The organism is Streptomyces sp. NTD91, assembly GCF_059510455.1.
In genome coordinates this window covers 44,438-59,948 of record NZ_JCAJZW010000023.1, presented here as the reverse complement: position 1 = coordinate 59,948, position 15,511 = coordinate 44,438, and the positions used below count along the sequence as shown (strand labels likewise).

Annotated in this window: 10 protein-coding genes; 8 read left to right on the top strand and 2 right to left on the bottom strand. The window is 72.6% G+C overall.

Annotated features, from left to right (window positions below; all coding sequences use genetic code 11):
- Nucleotides 1–14 precede the first annotated feature (14 nt).
- The 5 genes from AC5WRT_RS23095 (at nucleotide 15) to AC5WRT_RS23075 (ending at nucleotide 9,163) form a co-directional block, all read left to right on the top strand.
- Nucleotides 15–1,295, top strand: a complete 1,281-nt coding sequence (locus tag AC5WRT_RS23095) for a carbohydrate ABC transporter permease (RefSeq protein ID WP_496095494.1) — start codon at nucleotides 15–17, stop codon at nucleotides 1,293–1,295.
- A complete protein-coding gene (locus tag AC5WRT_RS23090) occupies nucleotides 1,292–2,200 on the top strand; it encodes a carbohydrate ABC transporter permease (protein ID WP_496100568.1) in 909 nt (302 codons plus the stop codon). The genes AC5WRT_RS23095 and AC5WRT_RS23090 overlap by 4 nt, the downstream gene beginning before the upstream one ends.
- Nucleotides 2,201–2,363: 163 nt before the next feature.
- Nucleotides 2,364–4,592, top strand: a complete 2,229-nt coding sequence (locus tag AC5WRT_RS23085; RefSeq protein WP_496100567.1) for a bifunctional glycosyltransferase/CDP-glycerol:glycerophosphate glycerophosphotransferase — start codon at nucleotides 2,364–2,366, stop codon at nucleotides 4,590–4,592.
- Nucleotides 4,593–4,744: 152 nt separating this feature from the next.
- Entirely contained in the window at nucleotides 4,745–6,946 is a 2,202-nt protein-coding gene (locus AC5WRT_RS23080) for a bifunctional glycosyltransferase/CDP-glycerol:glycerophosphate glycerophosphotransferase (protein WP_496100566.1), read from the top strand.
- Between the two features lie 6 nt (nucleotides 6,947–6,952).
- Entirely contained in the window at nucleotides 6,953–9,163 is a 2,211-nt protein-coding gene (locus AC5WRT_RS23075; protein WP_496100565.1) for a bifunctional glycosyltransferase/CDP-glycerol:glycerophosphate glycerophosphotransferase, read from the top strand.
- 72 nt (nucleotides 9,164–9,235) lie between these two features.
- On the opposite strand, the gene AC5WRT_RS23070 is transcribed toward AC5WRT_RS23075, so the two are convergent.
- The gene (locus AC5WRT_RS23070) at nucleotides 9,236–9,649 is read right to left on the bottom strand and encodes an organic hydroperoxide resistance protein (protein ID WP_496100564.1); all 414 of its coding nucleotides are present in this window, start codon (nucleotides 9,647–9,649) and stop codon (nucleotides 9,236–9,238) included.
- Between the two features lie 105 nt (nucleotides 9,650–9,754).
- On the opposite strand from AC5WRT_RS23070, the gene AC5WRT_RS23065 reads away from it, so the two are divergent.
- Entirely contained in the window at nucleotides 9,755–10,237 is a 483-nt protein-coding gene (locus AC5WRT_RS23065) for a MarR family winged helix-turn-helix transcriptional regulator (RefSeq protein WP_496095499.1), read from the top strand.
- 202 nt (nucleotides 10,238–10,439) lie between these two features.
- On the opposite strand, the gene AC5WRT_RS23060 is transcribed toward AC5WRT_RS23065, so the two are convergent.
- A complete protein-coding gene (locus tag AC5WRT_RS23060; RefSeq protein ID WP_496095536.1) occupies nucleotides 10,440–12,161 on the bottom strand; it encodes a glycosyltransferase family 39 protein in 1,722 nt (573 codons plus the stop codon).
- Between the two features lie 244 nt (nucleotides 12,162–12,405).
- Here AC5WRT_RS23060 and AC5WRT_RS23055 point away from each other — a divergent pair, with 244 nt between their 5' ends.
- Nucleotides 12,406–13,674: a glycosyltransferase 87 family protein gene (locus AC5WRT_RS23055; RefSeq protein WP_496095500.1), complete on the top strand. Its 1,269-nt coding sequence runs from the start codon at nucleotides 12,406–12,408 to the stop codon at nucleotides 13,672–13,674.
- Between the two features lie 44 nt (nucleotides 13,675–13,718).
- On the top strand, nucleotides 13,719–15,404 hold the full coding sequence (locus AC5WRT_RS23050) for a glycosyltransferase family 2 protein (RefSeq protein WP_496095537.1): 1,686 nt from the start codon (nucleotides 13,719–13,721) through the stop codon (nucleotides 15,402–15,404).
- Nucleotides 15,405–15,511 lie beyond the last annotated feature (107 nt).

Sequence of the window (15,511 nt, the reverse complement as noted above, 5' to 3'; positions counted from 1 at the left end):
GCAGTCGCAAGAGCGTGACCGGCACCCGCAAGGCGGTGGCAGCGCTGTTCCTGCTGCCCGCCCTGGTGCTGCTCGGCGCGCTCGTGGTCTACCCGATCGGGTACTCGCTCGTCCGCAGCTTCTACAACGCCTCCGGCGACGGTTTCGCCGGCGTCGACAACTACAGGACGCTCTTCACGGACGACGGCATCCGCACCGCCCTGAAGAACAACGTGATCTGGGTGGTGTTCGCGCCCACGGTCTCCACCGCGCTCGGTCTGGTCTTCGCGGTGCTGACCGAACGGGTGCGCTGGGGAACGGCGTTCAAGCTGGTCGTCTTCATGCCGATGGCGATCTCGATGCTGGCGGCCGGGATCATCTTCCGGCTGGTGTACGACCAGGACCCGCACAAGGGCGTCGCGAACGCGGTGTGGGTGAGCGTGCACGACACCTTCGCGCAGTCGTCGGCCTTCCCCAAGGCCCATCCCGGCCGCCGGTCGCCGCTCGTCCCGCAGAGCGGTGGCTACATCACCAGGGCCCCGGTCCACACGGGACAGCCGGTCACGCTTCCCCTGGTCGGGGTCGCCCCGGACCAGATGCCGGGCGACGCCGAGAAGGCCGTGGCCGCCAGGCCGGAACCGGGGAAGATCACCGGTACAACCTGGCAGGACTTCACCCGGGGCAAGGGCGTGGGACGGCTCGGCGCGCCCGATCCGTCCGAGCTGGGGTACGCCGGGATGCGGATCGAAGCGGTGCGGGACGGCAAGGTGATCGCCTCCACCAAGGCTTCCGGGGACGGCACGTTCACGCTGCCCGCGTCCGCCGACGGGGCCCGGCTGCGGCTTCCGGCGAGCAACTTCAAGGAGCCGTACAACGGTGTGGAGTGGCTCGGCCCGTCGCTGGTCACCCCCGCGATCATCGGGGCGTACGTGTGGATGTGGGCGGGCTTCGCGATGGTTCTGATCGCGGCCGGGCTCGCGGGCGTGCCCCGGGAGCTGCTGGAGGCGGCGCGGGTGGACGGCGCCAACGAGTGGCAGGTGTTCCGCAAGGTCACCGTGCCGCTGCTGGCCCCGGTCCTCGCGGTCGTCGCGGTCACACTGATGATCAACGTGCTGAAGGTGTTCGACCTCGTCTACATCATCGCCCCGGGCTCCTCCCAGGACGACGCGAACGTGCTCGCGCTGGAGCTGTACCGCAAGGGCTTCGCCGAGAACCAGCCGGGCGTCGCGAGCGCCATCGCGGTCCTGCTGCTGGTCCTGGTGATCCCGGTGATGCTGTTCAACATCCGTCGGCTGAGGCGGGAGGTCAGGCGATGACGGCGACCGCCGGGAATGTCACGAAGGCCGGGCCGGTGCGGACGGTGACGGCGCGGCAGTCGCTCGGCTCGAAGATCGCCGAGAAGCTGAGCGGCGGCCTGGTCCGGGTGGTCTTGATCGTGGTCGGCCTGTTCTGGCTGGTGCCGACGATCGGTCTGCTCGTCTCCTCGCTGCGGGCGCCCGAGGACATGAGCGCGAGCGGCTGGTGGAAGGTGTTCTCCGAGCCGTCCCAGCTGACCTTCGACAGCTACCGCAAGCTGCTGGAGAACGGCGACATCACCCACTCCCTGTGGAACACCGTGCTGATCACGGTCCCGGCGACGGTCCTGGTCGTCGTGGTCGGCTCCCTCGCGGGCTACGCGTTCGCGTGGATGGAGTTCCCGGGGCGGGACTGGTGGTTCCTGGGTGTGGTGAGCCTGCTGGTGGTACCGGTGCAGGTGGCGCTGATCCCGATCGCCGAGCTGTTCGGCAGGATCGGGCTGTTCGGGACGATCCTCGGGGTGATCCTGTTCCACACCGGTTTCGGTCTGCCGTTCGCGGTGTTCCTGCTGCGGAACTTCTTCGCGGAGATCCCGCGCGAGCTGCTGGAGGCGGCCCGCCTGGACGGCGCCGGTGAACTGCGGCTGTTCGCCCGGGTGGTGATGCCGCTCGGCGGACCGGCGATCGCGAGCCTCGGCATCTTCCAGTTCCTGTGGGTGTGGAACGACATGCTGGTCGCGCTGGTGTTCACCAGGTCGGGCACCCAGCCGATCACGGTCGCGCTGCAGACCCAGGTACGGCAGTTCGGCAACAACATCGACGTGCTGGCGCCCGGCGCGTTCATCTCCATGGTGATCCCGCTGGCCGTCTTCTTCGCGTTCCAGCGGCAGTTCGTGTCCGGGGTGATGGCGGGCGCGGTCAAATAGGCGCACCCGCGCGGAGGGGGCGGGTCGCTGCGGCCCGCCCCTCGCCGTTCACCGGCGGTCCTCCTGGTGTCCCCCACATGCCGTACGAACCGTAACCAATTCACTCCATCGGCCGTTCCCGGTCAGAAATCCCGCGCCGACCGACGACCCATGGATGCCCGCCTTGCCCAGGTTCAGTGTCATTGTCCCCGCGCACAAGGTCCAGGCGTATCTCTCCGAGTGCCTGGACTCGGTGCTGTCGCAGTCGTACCCCGATCTCGAACTGATCGCCGTGGACGACTGCTCGCCGGACGCCTGCGGGGAGATCATCGACGAGTACGCGGCCCGGGACGCGCGCGTGCGGCCCGTGCACCTGGCCGGGAACCAGGGGCTCGGACCGGCGAGGAACGCGGGGACGGCCCAGGCGACCGGTGACTATCTCGTCTTCCTGGACAGCGACGACACGCTCGCCCCGGACGCGCTGCGCGCGATCGCCGACCGCATCGAGGAGTCCGGCGAGCCGGACGTGCTGGTGTACGACTACGCGCGCACGTACTGGGACGGCCGGTCGGTGCGCAACCAGTTCTCCGGCCCGCTCACCGAGCAGGGCCCGGCGCCCTTCCGTCTCCAGGACCGGCCCGGGCTGCTGCGGGTGCTGATGGTGGCCTGGAACAAGGCCTGCCGGCGGGAGTTCGTCGAGCGCCACGGCTTCGCGTTCCCGCCGGGCTACTACGAGGACACCCCGTGGACGTTCCCGGTGCTGATGGCGGCGGAGTCGATCGCCACCCTGGACCAGGTGTGCGTGCACTACCGGCAGCGCCGGCAGGGCAACATCCTCGGCACCACCAGCCGCAGACACTTCGATCTCTTCGAGCAGTACGACCGGGTGTTCGCGTACGTCGACGCGCATCCCGAACTGGACTGCTGGCGGCCGGAGTTGTTCCGTCGCATGATCGACCACTACGCGACGGTGTTCACCAAGAGGGGCCGGCTGCCGCGCGGCAGCCACGGTGAGTTCCTGCGCCGCGCCCGCGCCCACTACCGCCGCCACCACGCCCCCGGCGCCCGGATGCGGCGCCGCAACATCCTGGTCCGCTTCGGACTGCACCGCACGTTCCGTGCCCTCCGGCTGGCCTCGGCCGTGCGTCGGCGCACGCGGAAGGCCGCGGTGCGACTGGCCCGCGTCCTGCGCACCGGTGCGCTGCGGCTGCACTACCGGATCCAGCGGCGGCTGCCCGTCCGCGCCGACCGGGCGGTGTTCGCCCCGGGCGCGGGCCGGGGTTACGGCGGCGACCCGGGCGCTCTGGAGGAGGCGTTCCGCACCCACGTCCCGCATGTCCGCACCGCCTGGATCGCCCGCCCCGAGCACGAGCACACGGTGCCGCCCGGCCCGCGCCGGCTGCACCCCGGCACGGCCGCCTACTGGACGGCGCTGGCCCGTGCCAAGTACCTGGTCACCGACGACGCCCTGGACCGGGGCCTGCGCAAGCGGCGCGGGCAGATCCTGGTCCGCAGCCTGCCCGGCACGCCGCTGGGGCACACGGGCCTGGACCTCCAGGAGCACCCGGCCGCCGCCCGCGACACCGACTTCGCCCACCTGCTGCGCGACGTCGACCAGTGGGACCTCGTGCTGTCCGGCAACCGGCACTCGACGCTCGTCTGGGAGCGGGTCTTCCCGGGCCGCTACCGCACGCTGGAGTACGGCTCGCCGCGCAACGACGTCTTCCAGCGGGCCACCCCGGCGGACGTGGCCCGGCTGCGCGAGTCGCTCGGCATCGCCGAGGGCGCGGTCGCGATCCTTTACACGCCGGCCCACCGGGACCATCTGCGCACCCAGCGCCCGCCGCTGGACCTGGAGCGGCTCGCCCGCCGGCTCGGCCCCCGCTTCGTGATCCTGGCCCGCACCCACGGCGAGCGATGTCCCGGGGACCCCCGGATCATCGACGTCCGCGACCACCCGAGCGTGCAGTCCCTGTGCCTGGCATCGGACGTCCTGCTCACCGACTACGCGTCGATCATGTTCGACTACGCCGGCCTGGACCGGCCGATCGTGCTGCACACGGGCGACTGGGAGACGTACCGGGCGGCCCGTGGCACCTACTTCGACGTGCGCGGCATCCCGCCGGGCGAGGTCGCGCACAGCGCGGACGAGCTGGTCGGCATCTTCGCGACCGGCCACTGGCGCGACGCGCGCTCGTCCCGGCTGCGGGCGGTGTTCCGGGAGCGGTTCTGCCCGTACGACGACGGACGCGCCGCCGAGCGGGTCGTACGGCGTGTGGTGCTGGGCGAGACGGATCCGCCGCCGATGATCCCGTTCGCCGGACGCAAGCCGGTGCCGTCGGCCTGCGCCGGGTCGCCGCCGGCCACCGTGCCGCAGCCGTCCGGTCCCCTCACCGTCACCGAGAGGTGCTGAACGGCGTTGGTCCCTGAGGGAGTTCCCGTGCCCCTCGGCTCGACGCGGCCCGCCCCGAGCCGGCCGCCCGGCCGCCGTCCGGCGGGGCGGCCCGGGCGCGCGACAGGTCCCGTCCGCAGCACACGCGTCCGCAAGACAACAGAGAGAACAGCATGCCCCGCTTCAGCATCATCGTCCCGTCCCACGGGGTCGCCGGCCGGCTGTCCCAGGCGCTGGACTCGGTCCTCGGCCAGTCCTTCGGCGATCTGCAGCTGATCCCGGTCTGCGACGCCCCCGACTCCCCGGCCGTCGAGGTGGCCGCCGGCTTCGCGGCGCGGGACTCTCGGGTGACCCCGGCCGACTCGCCGCCGTCCGCAGGTCTCAGCGGGGCCCGCAACGCGGGGATCCGGGCGGCGACCGGCGCGTACGTGCTGTTCCTCGACGGCGATGACCTGCTGTTGCCGGGCGCGCTCGCGGCGCTGGACGCCCGGCTGACCGAGACCGCCGACGTGGACGTGCTCTACGTCGAGCACGAGCGCGTGCCCTGGTGGGAGGGCGAGCCCACGAACCCGGCCGCGCCGCTGTTCGCGCGCGCCCCGAAGGGCGCCTTCGCCCCCACGGAGCTGCCGGAGCTGACCGGCGTGCAGCTTCCGGCGTGGAGCGCGGTGTACCGCCACACCTTCCTCACCGAGCACGAACTCGCCTTTCCGAACGGCTGCTTCACCGATCTGGGCTGGGGCGGGCTGACGACGCTGGCCGCCGGGCGGATCGCGGTGCTGCGCCGGGTCGTCGTACGGCACCGACTGCGCCGGCAGGGCAGCCGGCTCAATCTGCCGGGGCCGCACCAGCACGATCTGCTCGACCAGGTGGACCTGGTGCTGACGCGGGCCGCCGAGCGGGAGCTGCCCGCCGAGCGGACGTGCGCACTCTTCGAGCAGTTGTTCGGCCAGGTGCTGAGGACGGCGGCCCGGCCGGAGCGGCTGCCGTCCGGGCACCGGGCGTTCTTCCGCCGCGCCGCCCATCTCTACCGGCGCCACCGGCCGGCCGGTTTCCGGGCGCCGGGCGGCAGCCTGGGCGTGCAGCACCGGCTGCTGGCGACCGGCGCGTACAGCGCGTTCCGGGCGCTGCGCGGCGCCAACCGGGTGGCCGCGAACACCGCCGGAAGTCTGCCCCGCCCGCGCGCGGTGCGCACCCGGCTGCGCTACGCCCGCGACCTGCGCCGTCCCCTCGACGAGAACCTGGCCGTGTATTGCGCCTACTGGGGCCGCGGCTATGCCTGCAACCCGGCCGCGATCCACGCCAAGGCCCGTGAACTCGCCCCGCACATCCGCTCGGTGTTCCTGGTCGAGGCCGGCCAGGCGCACGCGATGCCGAAGGACGTGGAGTACGCGGTGATCGGCTCGCGCCGCTACTGGGAGGTGCTGGCCCGCGCCAAGTACCTGATCAACAACGCCAACTTCGCCGAGGGGATCGTCAAGCGCTCCGGCAGTGTGCACCTGCAGACCCAGCACGGCACCCCGCTGAAGACCATGGGCGTGGACCAGTCGCCGTATCCGGTGGTGGCGGCGCAGTCCGGCAGCTACACCCGGCTGCTCGGCCGCGTCGACCGCTGGGACTTCAACCTCTCCGCCAACCGCCACTCCACACAGATGTGGGAGCGCGCCTTCCCCGGCTCCTGGGAGGCGCTGGAGTACGGCTATCCGCGCAACGACGTCTACTACACGGCGACCGCGCAGGACGTGGCCCGCGTCCGGCGGGAGCTGGGGGTGCCCGAGGGCGCGACGGCCGTCCTCTACGCGCCGACCCACCGCGACCACCACACCGGCTTCGAGCCGGGCCTCGACCTGGAGGCCTTCTGCGCGGCGGCGGGCGAGGACGTCGTCGTGCTGCTGCGCGCCCACTACTTCTACGACCAGGGGTCCGAGAAGAGTTCCGGCCGGATCATCGACGTCACCGCGCACCGCTCCTCGGAGGACGTGTGCCTGGCGGCGGACGCGCTGGTCACCGACTACTCGTCGATCATGTTCGACTATGCCAACCTGGACCGGCCGATCGTCGTGCACGCCGACGACTGGGACGTCTACCGGGAGACCCGGGGCGTCTACTTCGATCTGACGGCCGAACCGCCGGGGCCGGTCACGCGCACCCCCGAGGAACTGGCCGCCGTCTTCCGCGACGGCTCGTACGCGGGCGCGGACGCGGCGGCACTCAGGACCGCGTTCCGGGAGCGGTTCTGCGAGTTCGACGACGGCCGGGCCGCCGAGCGGGTGGTACGGCGGGTGCTCCTCGGGGAACCTGCCGAGGCCGTTCCGCCGGTGGTGCCGCTCGCGCGGCGCGTCCCCGCCCCCGCCGCCGCGACCCTCGTGAGGAGCTGACCCGCCGTGCCCCGCTTCAGTCTGATCGTGCCCTGTTTCAAGGTGCAGGGCTTTCTGCGCGAGTGCCTGGACTCGGTGTTGCTGCAGTCCTTCAACGACTTCGAGCTGATCGCCGTGGACGACCGCTCACCGGACGGCTGCGGCGCCATCCTCGACGAGTACGCCGAACGGGACCCCCGGGTGAAGGTGCTGCACCTGCCGGAGAACGTGGGCCTCGGCCGCGCGCGCAACGCCGGGATGCCGCACGCCACCGGCGACTATCTGTTCTTCCTGGACAGCGACGACACGCTCACCCCGGGCGCACTGGAGGCGACGGCCGACCGGCTGACGGAGGCCGGTGACCCGGACGTGCTGGTCTTCGACTACGCCCGCACGTACTGGTGGGGCGGCACCCGGCGCAACGCCCTGGCCGAGGTGCTCGCGGAGGCCGGCCCGGGCACCTTCGCCGTGGACGAGTTCCCCCGGATCCTGGACCTGCTGATGGTGGTGTGGAACAAGGTCTACCGGCGGGAGTTCATCGAGGCGGAGGGCTTCGAGTTCCCGCCGGGCTACTACGAGGACACCCCCTGGACCTTCCCGGTCATGCTCAGCGCCCGGCGGATCGCCACGCTGGACCGGATCTGCGTGAACTACCGACAGCGCCGGCAGGGCAGCATCCTGTCCACCACCAGCCGCAAGCACTTCGACATCCACGACCAGTACGACCGGGTCTTCGCGTTCGTCGGGCAGCACCCGGAACTGGCGCGCTGGCGGCCGTGTCTGCACCGCAAGATGGGCGAGCACTGCCTGGACATCCTGGCCAAGCCTGACCGGCTGCCGGCTGCCGACAAGGCCGAGTTCTTCCGGCGTACGGCGGCGAAGTTCCGCGCGTACCGGCCCGAGGGCGTCCTGGCCGACGGAGAGCTGCGCCTGCTGGAGGGCTCCTGGACGGGATACCGGATCAAGCGGCAGGCGGCGCGGGCCGGCGGGGAGGCGGCCCGGCTGGCCGGACTGGCGCGGGGCGCGGCGGCCGCACGGGCCCGCTCCGGCTGGGCGGCCCTGCACGCGCACCGCCCGCTGGATCCGGACCTGGTCGTCTACTCGGCGTCCTCGCACCGGGGGATGCTCGGCGACCCGGCCGCCGTGTATGCCAAGGCTCGGGAGATCGCCCCCCGGCTGCGCGGGGTCTGGGTGGTGAGGGACGAGGAGACGGCGGCGCAGCTGCCGTCCGGCGTGGAACACGTGATCGTGGGCTCGCGGCGGTGTCTGGAGATCACCGCGCGGGCGACGTACTTCGTCAACGACGTCAACTGGCCCGGCACGCTGGTCAAGCGGCCCGGCAGCGTGCACATCCAGACCCACCAGGGCACCCCGCTGAAGTACATGGGCGCCGATCTGCTGGACAGGCCGGGCGCCCGGCTCGGCTTCGACGTGCCGCAGATGCTGCGCCGGGCCGATCGCTGGGACTACAGCCTGGTCGCCAACCGCCATTCCGAACTGGTCTGGGAGCGGGCCTACCCCTGCCGCTTCACCTCGCTGCGCACCGGCAGCCCGCGCAACGACGTGCTGGTGAACGGCGGTGACAGCGACTTCCGGCAGCGGTACGGCATCCCGGAGACGGACACGGTGGTGCTGTACGCACCGACCCGCCGGGACTACCGCCGCAGCGGGCATGCGGACCGGATCGATCTGGCCCGGTTCGCAGCCGACCTGGGCGAGCGGCACACGCTGGTGGTCCGGCTGCATCCGTCGCTGGCGGCGGGCCCCGCACGCGGGATGGGCCTCGCGGAGCTGGCCCGGCGCGGGATCGTGGTCGACGCGACCGACGAGCCGCGCGCGGAGGACGTCCTGCTCGCGGCGGACGTGCTGGTCACCGACTACTCGGCCGTGATGTTCGACTACGCCAACCTGGACCGGCCGATCGTGGTGCACGCCGACGACTGGCCCGCGTACGCGGCGAGCCGGGGCGCCTACTTCGACATCACCGCCGAGCCGCCGGGCCATGTCTCGCGTTCCCACCGGGAGCTGGCCCGGCTTTTCGCCTCGGGGGCCTGGCAAGACGAGGAGTCGGCGCGGCTGCGGGCGGTCTTCCGGTCCCGGTTCTGCGAGTTCGACGACGGCCGGGCCGCCGAGCGGGTCGTACGGACGCTGCTGCTGGGCGAGCCGCTGACCGGGCCGGGTGCGGTACGGATCCCGGGGCAGCCGGACGGCCGGAACGCGATGGCGCCGGCCTGGTAGTGCCTCGCCCTGAGGCCACGCGCGCGAGGGTGCCGGCCGGGGACCGGCACCCTCGGCAGGTTTCTCGCGGGCTTACTCGATGACGAGGTCGACGTCGATGTTGCCGCGGGTGGCGTTGGAGTAGGGGCAGACCTGGTGGGCGGTCTCGACGAGCTTGCGTCCGGTCTCATGGTCCACGGTGTCGGGCAGTTCGACGCGCAGCGTCACCTTCAGCCCGAAGCCCTCCCCCTGCTTGCCGATGCCGACCTCGGCGGTCACGGCCGCGTCGCTGACGTCGACCTTGGCCTGCCGGCCGACCAGGCCGAGGGCGCTGCCGAAGCAGGCGGCGTAACCGGCGGCGAAGAGCTGCTCGGGGTTGGTGCCCTCGCCGTTGCCGCCCAGCTCCACCGGCGGGGCCAGCTTGAGGTCGATCCTGCCGTCGGAGGAGACGGCGCGACCGTCACGGCCGTGGGTGGCGGTGGCGACTGCGGTGTAGAGCGCGTCCATGGTGACCCGTCCTTCTCGATGCGGTTCTGCGGGCTTGCGGAGACAAGTAGAGCACACAATTAAGTTGTGCACAACCAAATGGCCCACCAGCGCTACCCTGGACACATGACCGCCTCGCCCGCTTCCCCCGCCGCCGGCTGGCTCCGCCTGGACCGCCAGATCTGCTTCTCCCTGCACGCCGCGTCCCGCGCCTTCAACGGCCTCTACCGCGTGCTCCTCAAGGACCTCGGGCTGACCTACCCGCAGTACCTGGTGATGCTGGTCCTCTGGGAACAGGGCGACCTGCCCGTCAAGACGCTCGGCGAGCATCTGCGGCTCGACTCCGGCACGCTGTCGCCGCTGGTCAAGCGGCTGGAAGCGGCCGGCCTCGTGCGCCGGGAGCGCAGCGTGCGGGACGAGCGCTCGGTGCAGGTGCGGCTCACCGAGGAGGGCGCGGCGCTGCGCGAACGGGCCCTGGAGGTGCCGCGCCGCATCATGGGAGCGACCGGCTTCGACCTGACGGAGATCACCGAACTGCGCGAACGCCTCGACCGCCTCACGACCGCCCTGGACGCGGCAGTCCTGACAGCGGAGAGCGAGGCCGGCTAGGGCGTGTTTCGAAAGTGGCGTCGTCCGCCCGGAGGGCGGGGTCCGCGGCGTCTGGTGCGGTGCATCGCAAGGCGGAGGGTCGCCCTCGTACCGGGCGTACGTGGACGATCCCGACAACGCGGCGAGGTGCCTGGCCAGGCGTCGCGGACCAGACGGGACTTTCGAAACACGCCCTGGTGCCGCGGCAGGCAACGTTTGCCCGTCAAGGAGCGGCGTCCGGTGCGTGCTCTCGGCGTGCCGGGTGCACGCCCTCGTACTGGATGTACTTGGATTTGTGCCCGGTGCGGCGAGTGGGGGCACCTCCCACGCCCTTGAGGCAGTGGGGGAGCGTGCCGGGCGTCGCGACGGGGCGAACATCGCCTGTTGCGGCACCAGCGGGTCCCGGCAGTGGGTTGCGCACATACAGCCGTACGACCAGCCCTCCTCGCCGGGTCCCTTCCTGCCCGGTGAAGTCCCGGCGCAGCACGGCGAGTTTGGCCCGCTCGACGGGGCTCGCCGGGCTCCAGTGCCCGGCGAGCAGATCCGGGTCCGCCACGACCCACACCCGGTCCAGCAGGTGCACCCTCCGCCGCACCTCACGTGGCCCGGCCTCGCGGCCGTACAGCGTCCCCGACCCGGCGGCCCCCTCCACCAGCGCCACATCGCGCACCCCGCGGAACGCCCCCGGATAGGTCAGCGCCACATTCCGCGCGTTCGCCGGCAGAAACAGCACCGCGTCCCCCGCCGCGACCTTCCGCGCCACCACCCGCGACACGGCTCCGAGGTCGTCGGGCCGGGTACGAGGGTCACGATCGGCCCGCAGAACCGGAAACTGGTGAAGGAAACCGATCCCGACGGCCAGAACCCCGGCCAGCGCAACAAGCCGTGGCCGCAACCGGGAGCGCGAACGAGGGGGCCTTCTCGGCCGACCGTCGCCCTGCGGGCTGTCGCTCCGCAGGGCGACGGGGATCCCCCCGCTCGAGCGAAGCCGGGAGTGGGCGAGCGCGGGCACACGACGACCGACAGCCCCGGCCAGCCGCTCGGCCCCCGCCGCGACCAGCAACGGCGCCCCGCTCAACGCGTACAGCACATACCGGTCGACGAACAGCGGCGACACCTGGGAAGCCAGCATCAGCACCACCGGCGGCACCACCGTCAACGGCAGGGCCACCCCCACAAGAGTGATGTTTTCCCGCCGCCCCACCAGCCCCGGCAACCCGACGAGAACCAGGCCCAGACACACCGCGCACACCGCACCCGACGGCCCGAAGAACGCCTGCGCCAGTTCTTCCGCGTCGGCCGCCGTAGGCCTCCGTACCCACGCGACCTGCGCCGCCTGCTCACGCGACACCAGCACCATCGGCACCAGCGAGACCACGACCCAGCCCGCCGCACATCCCCACCCGCGCCACACCCGGGCCCCGGCCCGGGCCAGCGCCAGCGACGCCGCGTGGGCGCACAGCAGCAGCACCGCGAACTCGTGCAGCCAGCAGGTGAGCCCGAGGACCACACCGTACGTCCCCCAGGTCCGCGCCCGCGAACCCCCCTCGACGGCACGGACGAACAGCAGCGTCGCCCCGGTCGCCCCGGCGGCGACCAGGGCGTACGAGCGGCCCTCCTGCGCGTAGTGGCCCGCCATCGGCGTGACGGCGTACAGCAGTCCGGCCCACAGCCCCACCCGCGGCCGCCGGAGCCGCACGCCGAGCGCCGCCACCAGCGCGGCAGTCGCTGCCGCCGCGCACACCGACGGCAGCCGCAGCACGACCTCGCCGGGGTGCTCGGTCAGGACGGCGTGCACGAGGAGGTAGTACAGGCCGTGCACGGCGTCCACGCCGTGCAGCAGCCGCCAGATCTGCGGCACCGTACGCCGCCCGACCTGCAGGCTGACGGCCTCGTCGCGCCACATTCCGTTCCGGTCGAGCCCCCAGAGTCCGACCGCGAGCATCACCGGCGCGGGCGCGCCCACTGCGACCCGGCGGCGGGCCCGCGCCCGGTCGCCGCGCGGCGCGCGTGCCGTGCCGGGCGGCGCGACGACCGCCTTGGCAGCCGCCCCGCGGGACCGCGGTTTCACAGGTAGCCCGACGTTCACCACAGCGTCCGCCCGATCTATTGCGATTAGCCAATGTTTTTGCGCTCATGACGGCGTATCGACCAGGACATGCGATCCGCGCCGCTTAGGCTCGCATGCGATGAACCGTCTCCGTGTCAACTCCGGTCGGGTCCTCTACGTCACTGTCGCCTGGTCGGCCACCCGCGCCCTGATGCTGTGGCTGCTCACCCACGACAGCGCTCCGCTGCTGGGCGGGGGCACGGTGGCGCGTGAGGTGTGGCAGCTGTACTTCGGCTGGTACGCCGTGCTCGCGCACGGCTCCTTCCCGACGCACGACACGCTGTGGCAGTACCCGCCGGGCGCCGGCGCGGTGCTGGTGGCACCACGCATGCTGCCCTGGCTGACGTACTTCCAGGCGTTCGTGGCGCTCACGCTGGTCGCGGACGCGCTGGTCACGGTCGCGCTGACGCGCGCGGGACGGCTTCGGGGGCGCAGCCTGCGCGGCGCGGCCCTGTGGACGTGCGGCCTGCCCCTGCTGCTGCAGCTCCCGCTCGCCCGGTACGACGTCCAGGCCACCGCCCTCGCCGTGCTCTCCCTGCTGGCGCTCAGGCGCTCCTCGCGCGCGTGCGGTGCGCTCGGGGCGCTGGGCGCGTTGGTGAAGGTATGGCCGGCGCTGGTGCTGCTGGGCACGCCCCGGGGGCCCGCGACGCGCCGGGCGTGGGGATGGGCGACGGCGGCCGGAGCCACGGCGTTCGGTGTCCTCGCCGTGCGGTTCGACCATCCCCTGTCCTTTCTGCGCGAGCAGGGCGGACGGGGCGTGCAGATCGAGTCCCTGGGCGGCACCGCGCTGAACCTGGCGCGGCACGCCGGCTGGCCGGGCCGGGCGCGCTACCGGTACGGCGCCACCGAACTGGTCGGGCCGCACGTGGGAGCCGTCGCCGACGCGTCCCTGGCGTTGACGGCGGCAGCCTTCGGCCTGCTGGTGCTGTGGCGGGTGCGGGCGCGGCGCTGGAGCGAGGCCACGCCGTTCGACGCCGCGCTGAGCGGGGTGCTGCTGTTCACGGTCACCAGCCGGGTGATCAGCCCGCAGTACATGATCTGGCTGCTCGGTCTGGCCGCGGTGTGCCTGACCTCACGGCACACCTGCCAGCGGCCGGTCGCCGCGCTGGTCCTGGCAGCGACGGCGCTGAGCACCCTGGTGTTCCCGATGAACTATGGTGAGGTGATCGCCGGCACCTGGACCGGCTGTCTGCTGATGCTGGCCCGCAACGGGATCCTGGCCGTCGCGGCCGTGCTGTCGCTGGTCCGCTTGTGGCGCGCGGCGAACCCGGAGGGAAAGACCGGGCAAACAACGGAACCCCGGCCCGGTTCCGACCGTCTTCCGGATCGAGCGCTAAGCCTCTCTTAACGGCGTATTACCGAACATTTCTACGCTCCCGGCCCGTGGACCCGATGCGATCAGACCCGAACGACACAGCCGATACGGCAGACACCGCCGACTCGCCGCGCACGGCGCAGGTCGGTGTCGTCGTCATCGGCTACAACGACCGTACCCATGTGGGCGACGCCGTGCGCTCGGCGCTGGCGCAGGGACCGGCGGTCGCGGAGGTCGTCGCCGTGGACGACTGCTCCACGGACGGCAGTGCCGAGGTCCTGGACCGGCTGGCCGCCGAGGAGCCCCGGCTGCGGGTGGTGCGCCTGGGCACGAACAGCGGCGGCTGCGGCAGCCCGCGCAACGCCGGGATCGACGCGGTGACCACGCCGTACGTGATGTTCCTGGACAGCGACGACGTACTGCCGCCCGACGCGGTGGACACGCTGCTGGCGGCGGTCACGGGGGCGCACGCCGAGGTCGCGAGCGGGCTGTGCGTGCGCCGGGAGCTGCCCTCGGGGCGTGAACAGCCCTGGCAGGCGCCCCTCTACACCGCGCACACCGTACTCGCGCGTCCCTCCCAGCGCCCGCGCCTGGTCCACGACACGCTGTGCGTCAACAAGCTGTACCGCACCGACTTCCTGCGCGAGCACGGCATCCGCTTCCCCGAGGGCCGCTTCCTCTACGAGGACATCGTCTTCACCGCACACGTGCTGGCCGCCGGCCCGCGCATCGCGCTCGTGCCGGACCGCGTGTACGTGTGGCACGTGCGCCGCTCCGCCGAACAACTGTCGCTCTCGCTGAACCGGGAGCACATAGACAACTGGAAGGCACGTGTGGAGGCGTGCGCGCTGGCGTACGACATCCTGCTGGGCGCCGGGCAGAAGGAACTGGCCAGGGCGGCGCGGGCCAAGTTCCTCGACCACGAGGTGCGTATGTACGCGCGCGAGCTGGAGTTGCGCGACGCGGACTACCAGCGCGCGTGGTGGGCGCACACCCGGGAGTACCTCGCGCGCTACGACGCCGCCGACTGGGAGCTGAACCCGAGCGCTCCCGGCCGGGTGCTGGCGCGGGTGGTCGTGGAGTCGCCGGAGCCCCGCGACCTGCCCCGGCTGCGGGAGCTGGCCGCGCGTCCGGCGCGGCTGCTGCCGCCGTACGCCCGCACCCCCGACGGCGTCCCCGTCTGGTCCGCCGATCTCCCCCAGGTCACCCTCACGCCGTTCCTCACCCGCCCCACCGGTGTCCTGCCGCTCGCGGTCGACGCGGAACTGCGGCCACGCGCGCGTGCCTCCCTGCTGCGCCTGCGGCTGCACGAGCTGTACGGCAGGGTCGCCGAGGCGGGCCCGCGCGAGCTGGACGTGGAGTGGCAGTCCCGGGACGACGAGCGGATGCGGGGGCGCACGACCGTGCCGCTCACGCCCTCCGGCGCCGCGAACGACGTGCACGCCGGTTCGGAATCAGGTGCGAATGTCGCCGCGGACAGCTGGTCGGCCGAGCTGCCCGTCGTCCTGGACGCGCTCGGCGCCGGCACCTGGGACCTGCGACTGACCGTGCGCTTCGCGGACGGCACGCACCGGGAGGCCACGGCGCACGCCCTGACCGGCGCCGGCCGGCTGACCCGGCGCGCCGTCCCGAGCCTCCGGCACGGCCTGCTCCTGGTGCAGCCGTACGCCACGCACTCCGGCGCACTGGCGATACGCGTGGCGACCGGCGCGAGCGGGGTACTGCGGGTGGTGCGCGGCCGGCTCCGCCGCCTGCTTCACTGAGACGGCCCCGGATTCACCGGGACGCCCGCCGCGTCACCAGGGACATCGAGTGCGCCGACGGGACGCCCACTGCTTGACCGAGAGATGCCCGCTTCCGCTCCGCCGAG

Bases quoted from the DNA above. Each gene is read 5' to 3' on its own strand.
- AC5WRT_RS23065 (WP_496095499.1), top strand. From the start codon at position 9,755: ATGACCGCCTCGCCCGCTTCCCCCGCCGCCGGCTGGCTCCGCCTGGAC.
- AC5WRT_RS23080 (WP_496100566.1), top strand. From the start codon at position 4,745: ATGCCCCGCTTCAGCATCATCGTCCCGTCCCACGGGGTCGCCGGCCGG.
- AC5WRT_RS23060 (WP_496095536.1), bottom strand. From the start codon at position 12,161: ATGCTCGCGGTCGGACTCTGGGGGCTCGACCGGAACGGAATGTGGCGC.
- AC5WRT_RS23070 (WP_496100564.1), bottom strand. From the start codon at position 9,649: ATGGACGCGCTCTACACCGCAGTCGCCACCGCCACCCACGGCCGTGAC.
- AC5WRT_RS23055 (WP_496095500.1), top strand. From the start codon at position 12,406: ATGAACCGTCTCCGTGTCAACTCCGGTCGGGTCCTCTACGTCACTGTC.
- AC5WRT_RS23050 (WP_496095537.1), top strand. From the start codon at position 13,719: ATGCGATCAGACCCGAACGACACAGCCGATACGGCAGACACCGCCGAC.
- AC5WRT_RS23090 (WP_496100568.1), top strand. From the start codon at position 1,292: ATGACGGCGACCGCCGGGAATGTCACGAAGGCCGGGCCGGTGCGGACG.